This is a genomic window from Streptomyces phaeochromogenes, from assembly GCF_001418655.1.
GTDB classification, from domain to species: Bacteria; Actinomycetota; Actinomycetes; order Streptomycetales; family Streptomycetaceae; genus Streptomyces; species Streptomyces phaeochromogenes.
On sequence record NZ_LIQZ01000315.1, the window covers coordinates 1 to 5,468 of the forward strand.

The window sequence follows — 5,468 nt, forward strand, 5'->3', positions numbered from 1 at the left end:
CGGCCTGAACGGCCTCGTCCTCAAACGCCGGACGGGCTGAGATGTGCCTGGACTGGGCTATAGAGGTTCGGCCCGGCCGCGCAATCTTCAGCCCCTCCGGCGTTTGAGGAGCGGGGGTTCGGGGGCCGGCCCCCGACGGGTCCTGGGGCGGAGCCCCAGAGGAGACCTCCGGATCCTCCGTGTCCAGTAGTTGCACCGCGTGCCGCCCCAGCTGGGCCACCAGCATCCCCGGCAGCCACGGGTCACGGCTGCGGCCGTCCGTGACGGTGTCCTCCGCGCCTGTGCGTTCCAGGATGTCGTCGAGGGTCGGGCGGGAGGCGGGGTCCTTGCGCAGGCACTGGCGGACGAGGTCGGCGATGCCCTCCGGGACGCCCGCCAGGTCCGGCTCCTCCTGGGCGATGCGGAACATCAGGGCGTGCACGCCACTGTTGGCCGTACCGAACGGCAGGTCGCCCGTGGCCGCGTACGACAGGACCGAGCCCAGGCAGAAGACGTCGCACGCGGGCGTGATGCGGTCGCCGCGGACCTGCTCGGGGGCCATGAAACCGGGTGAGCCGACGAGCGCGCCGGTGCGGGTGAGGCCGCCGTCGGTCACCGTCTCCAGGGCGCGCGCGATACCGAAGTCGATGACGCGCGGGCCGTCGATCGTGACGAGGACGTTCGACGGCTTGAGGTCGCGGTGGATCAGCTCCGCCGCGTGGATGTCCTTGAGCGCGTGCGCGAGGCCGGCCGCGAGGATCCGTACGGAACGCTCCGGGAGCGCCCCGTGGTCGTGCCCGACGACCGTTTCGAGCGAGGGTCCCGCCACATAGCCCGTGGCGACCCAGGGGATCGCCGCCTCCGTGTCCGCGTCGAGGACCGGCGCCGTCCAGTACCCGCCCACCCGACGGGCCGCGAGCACCTCCTGGCGGAAGCGCGCGCGGAACTCCTCCTGCTCGGCGAGTTCCTGGCGTACGAGCTTGACCGCGACCGTCCGCCCCCGGTCGGAACGCGCCAGGAACACCTGCCCCATGCCGCCGGCGCCGAGCCGCGCCAGCAGTCTGTAGGCGCCGATCCGCTGCGGATCGGCAGGCCCGAGCTTCTCCATCTGTATGCCGCCCTCCCCCGTACTTGTGCGACAGCCCGAGGATAGTGCGGCCGAACGGGGAGGTGGCCGGAGCGGTGTCTACGGTTCCGTAACAGCGGATGCCGTTTCTGTCACGGTTCGCCCACCCGGATCCGGGCCCGCTTCATCCGCCCGTGCGCGTGACCGCCTCCGTACCCGTATGCGTGCTCGTCTCCGCTCCCGCCTCCGTGGCCGTCTCCATCGCGCCGATCAGTCGCTCCAGCACCCGTACGGTCTCGGCCAGTTCGGCCTCGCCGAGGGTCCCCGCGAGGCGGTCCGCGAAGGCCGCGTGTCCGGGGTCGATCCGCCGGACGGACGCCAGGCCCTCGTCCGTCGGGCGGAGGAGCTTGGCCCGGCGGTGGGCGGGGTTGGGCACGTACTCCGCGAGGCCCCGCTCGACCAGCAGATCGGCGATCCGCTGCACGCTCTGCCGGGTGATGCCCATGACGCGGGCGATCCCGGAGACGGGCAGCGGCTCCTTCAGTACGGCCCCGAGCACCTGCCACCAGGCTGCCGTGAGCCCGGCCGGCTTGGCCAGCTCCTCTGCCACGCCCATGAACTGGCCGTTCAGCCGGAAGATGCCGAGCGCGCCCCGGCTGAACAGGTCCTGCCGCACCCTGTCCGCCGCCGCGCTCGCCGCACCCGGCTCACTCGCCCCACTCACTGGCCGGCCGCCTCAAGCACCGCGTACGCCTCCGCGTCCGAGTCGTGGAACAGCCGGTACCAGGCGTCGAGCACCTCTCCCTCGTACACGCCGAGCAGTCCGAACACCTCCCGCGCGAACGCGACGGGCTCGGTGGGACCGGCGGTGATCAGCCTGCCGTCCGTGACGGCGTCGGTGTCGACGTACCGCTCGCCGCCCTTGTATCCCGTGGCCGCCAGATAGAAGGAGACGGCGCTGGTGTGGGCCCGGTCGTCGAGCAGCCCCTCGCGGGCGAGGCCCGCCGTGCCCCCGCAGATCGCGGCGACCGGCACGTCGGCGTCCAGGAACTCGCGCGCCTTGCGGGCGAAGGGGGCGAGGTCGTCGCTCGTGTCCCACAGATCGGCTCCCGGCAGGATCAGCAGCGAGCTGTCCTCGGGCCGCAGGTCGTCGAGCGTGACGTCGGGCTGGATCCGCAGCCCGCCGATGGACCTCACGGGGGCGAGGGACGCTCCGACCGTCCGGATCTCGTAGCCGCCGCGGGCGAGGTACGCGGTCGTGTGGCCGGTCTCCCAGTCGGCGAGCGTGTCGTAGACGGCGAGGTGTACGGGCTTGCGGTTGCTGCTGCTCATGGTTCCTCCTCGGTCGTGCCGGTCGTTCGGCCCTGCGGGTGATTATGTAAGCATGCTGTCATCACGACAGCATGCTGTCAATAGTTGCTCCGGTCGTCGGCGGGACTTCGGTGGGACCGGGGCGGGCCTCCCTACACACGACAACCTGTCGCGTTCCCGGCCGCACCACAGACAGGACGCCGATGTCGCGCCCCCGCCCCGGACACCTACGCTCGGCCGCATGACCCCTCAGCCCAATCCCCAGGCCGGCGCCGCCGTGAAGGCCGCGGACCGTGCGCACGTGTTCCACTCCTGGTCAGCGCAGGAGCTCATCGACCCGCTCGCCGTCGCAGGCGCGGAGGGGTCGTACTTCTGGGACTACGACGGCAGGCGGTATCTGGACTTCACCAGCGGGCTCGTCTTCACGAACATCGGCTACCAGCACCCGAAGGTCGTCGCCGCGATCCAGGAGCAGGCGGCGAGCATGACGACGTTCGCGCCGGCCTTCGCCGTCGAGGCCCGGTCGGAGGCGGCCCGGCTGATCGCCGAGCGGACGCCCGGGGATCTGGACAAGATCTTCTTCACCAACGGGGGCGCCGAGGCCGTCGAGAACGCCACGCGCATGGCCAAGCTGCACACCGGCCGCCCGAAGGTGCTCTCCGCCTACCGCTCGTACCACGGCGCGACCTCCGCCGCGATCAACCTCACCGGTGACCCGCGCCGCTGGCCGAACGACAGCGGGGCGGCCGGGGTCGTGCACTTCTGGGCACCGTTCCTGTACCGCTCGCCCTTCCACGCCGAGACCGAGCAGCAGGAGTGCGAGCGGGCGCTCCAGCACCTCGCCGACACCATCGCCTTCGAGGGACCGGCGACCATCGCCGCGATCATCCTGGAGACGATCCCGGGCACGGCCGGGATCATGATGCCGCCGCCGGGATATCTGGAGGGCGTCCGCGCGCTCTGCGACGAGTACGGGATCGTCTTCGTCCTGGACGAGGTCATGGCGGGCTTCGGAAGGACCGGGCACTGGTTCGCCGCGGACCACTACGGGGTCGTGCCGGACCTGATGACGTTCGCGAAGGGTGTGAACTCCGGGTACGTGCCGCTGGGCGGTGTCGCCATCTCCCCCGCCATCGCCGAGACCTTCGCGAAGCGCCCCTACCCGGGCGGCCTCACCTACTCCGGGCACCCCCTCGCCTGCGCCGCCGCCGTCGCGACCCTCAACGTGATGGAGGAGGAGGACATCCTCGGCCAGGCCACCCGGATCGGCGCCGCCGTGCTCGGTCCCGGGCTGCGCGAGCTGGCCGAACGCCACCCGAGCGTCGGCGAGGTCCGCGGCACGGGCGTCTTCTGGGCCCTGGAACTCGTACGGGACAAGGAGACGCGGGAGCCGCTGGTGCCGTACAACGCGTCCGGTGCGGCGAACGCGCCCATGGCGGCGTTCGGTGCCGCGGCGAAGGCGCACGGTCTGTGGCCCTTCATCAACATGAACCGCACCCATGTCGTTCCCCCGTGCAACATCACGGAGGCGGAGGCCAAGGAGGGTCTGGCCGCGCTCGACGAGGCGCTCTCGGTGGCGGACGAGCACACGGTGTAGCGCAGGACCGGTGTGGTCCGGATGGCCCCTTCCCGAACGCGTAAGGTGACTGGCTCGTAGACATGAGCGAGTACTTACCCGATCGGGGAAGGAACGGACGATGCCCCGCACCGGCAGCGGCAATGGCGCCGTCACCCGCAGCACCCTGCGGCAGCAGATCGCGGACGCGCTCCGCGACGAGGTGCTGGGCGGACGCCTCAAGCCGGGCCAGGAGTTCACGGTCAAGGAGATCGCCGAGCAGTACGGCGTCTCCGCGACCCCCGTCCGCGAGGCCCTGGTCGACCTGTCGGCCCAGGGCCTCCTGGACGCGGACCAGCACCGCGGCTTCCGCGTCCACGAGTACTCGCTGAACGACTACCGGGGCATGATCGAGGCCCGCAGCCTGGTCACGGACAGCATCTTCCGCGGGCTGCTCGACGCGGAGGCCACCACCACCCGGGGCGCCCGCGCCGCACTCGCCACCCGGATCGACGACCCGCGCACCGGTGCCGCGCTCGCCGGGGTGCGGCGGCGCGGCGAGGAGGCCCAGCGGGCGGCCGTCGCCGGTGACCTCAACATCCTCATCGGCTACGACCTGCGCTTCTGGCGCGAACTCAGCGGGCTGTTCGGCAACCCGTACCTCGCCGACTTCCTGCACCGGCTGCGCGTCCAGTCCTGGGTGTGCGCGGTCCAGCACCTGCGCCGGGTCGACGACCTGCGCGGCCGTCTGTGGGCCGAGCACACGGCCCTCGTGGACGCCCTCACCGAACGCGACGCCCCGACCGCCCACATGATCGTGACGGCGTACGACGCGCACTCGCTGGCGCTGATCGAGCAGTTGGTGGCGGACTAGGTCCGAGGATCCCGGCCGAGGGTGCGGATGGGCGGTCCGGGTCGGGCCGAAGATCCGGGGCCGGAAGCGGCGGGTGTGGGGGTGGGGCCGTCAGGTGTGGGGTATTCGACGTTCACGGCGGGGCCCGACCGCGCTTGCACCCACTACCCTTTCCTGACCACCGTGCTACGCGAGGAGCTCTCTGTTGGCCTGTGACCTGTGGCTGGTCCCGCTCGTCGACGTGTTGTGCCACACCCCCGACAACCCCTTCGCCGAGGAACTCGCGCTCTACGACAAGGTTCTGGGCGAGGCCGGACTTCCGCCGGTGCCGGTCTACGCCTACATGCCGGGCCTCTCCGGCGATGTGGCACCGGTCGCGGGCTTCGACTACGACGCGCTGCACTTCCTGCGCCGCGCGTATCTGCTGCAGGTGTGCGGGCTCGCGGTGACGCCGGTCGACGAACTGGGCGGCGACTACGAGCAGTTGCTGGAGATGTTCGACGCGACGGCCCAGCAGTCCCACCTGGTCTGGCACTACGACCACGCGGGCGCGTACGTACCGGTGGACTTCCCGCACCCGCTGGCGAGCGACGAACTCCTCGCGGGCGGGGGCCCCTTGGGCTCGTCCCAGGCCCTGCTGCGGGAGCTGGAGTTCGTCGCCCCGACGATCGGCATCGACCCCGCCGTGCCTCCCCTGCCGCCGG

6 protein-coding genes are annotated in these 5,468 nt (G+C 71.6%); 3 read left to right on the forward strand and 3 right to left on the reverse strand.

Going from position 1 to position 5,468, the window contains the following annotated elements:
• From AOK17_RS35105 to AOK17_RS35115, 3 genes are all read right to left on the reverse strand, one after another.
• On the reverse strand, positions 1-1,087 hold a 1,087-nt coding region (locus tag AOK17_RS35105), incomplete at its 3' end, for a serine/threonine-protein kinase (RefSeq protein WP_245697564.1).
• A gap of 142 nt (positions 1,088-1,229) precedes the next feature.
• Positions 1,230-1,769, reverse strand: a complete 540-nt coding sequence (locus tag AOK17_RS35110; RefSeq protein ID WP_055616641.1) for a MarR family winged helix-turn-helix transcriptional regulator — start codon at positions 1,767-1,769, stop codon at positions 1,230-1,232.
• On the reverse strand, positions 1,766-2,377 hold the full coding sequence (locus tag AOK17_RS35115; protein WP_055616642.1) for a type 1 glutamine amidotransferase family protein: 612 nt from the start codon (positions 2,375-2,377) through the stop codon (positions 1,766-1,768). Before AOK17_RS35115 ends, AOK17_RS35110 begins: the two co-directional genes overlap by 4 nt.
• Before the next feature lie 220 nt (positions 2,378-2,597).
• Here AOK17_RS35115 and AOK17_RS35120 point away from each other — a divergent pair, with 220 nt between their 5' ends.
• The 3 genes from AOK17_RS35120 to AOK17_RS35130 form a co-directional block, all read left to right on the forward strand.
• Entirely contained in the window at positions 2,598-3,953 is a 1,356-nt protein-coding gene (locus AOK17_RS35120) for an aspartate aminotransferase family protein (RefSeq protein WP_055616643.1), read from the forward strand.
• A gap of 100 nt (positions 3,954-4,053) precedes the next feature.
• Complete coding sequence (locus tag AOK17_RS35125; protein WP_055616644.1) at positions 4,054-4,785, forward strand: GntR family transcriptional regulator; 732 nt, start codon at positions 4,054-4,056, stop codon at positions 4,783-4,785.
• 184 nt (positions 4,786-4,969) lie between these two features.
• On the forward strand, positions 4,970-5,468 hold a 499-nt coding region (locus tag AOK17_RS35130), incomplete at its 3' end, for a hypothetical protein (protein ID WP_055616645.1).

Bases quoted from the DNA above. Each gene is read 5' to 3' on its own strand.
- AOK17_RS35115 (WP_055616642.1), bottom strand. From the start codon at position 2,377: ATGAGCAGCAGCAACCGCAAGCCCGTACACCTCGCCGTCTACGACACG.
- AOK17_RS35120 (WP_055616643.1), top strand. From the start codon at position 2,598: ATGACCCCTCAGCCCAATCCCCAGGCCGGCGCCGCCGTGAAGGCCGCG.
- AOK17_RS35125 (WP_055616644.1), top strand. From the start codon at position 4,054: ATGCCCCGCACCGGCAGCGGCAATGGCGCCGTCACCCGCAGCACCCTG.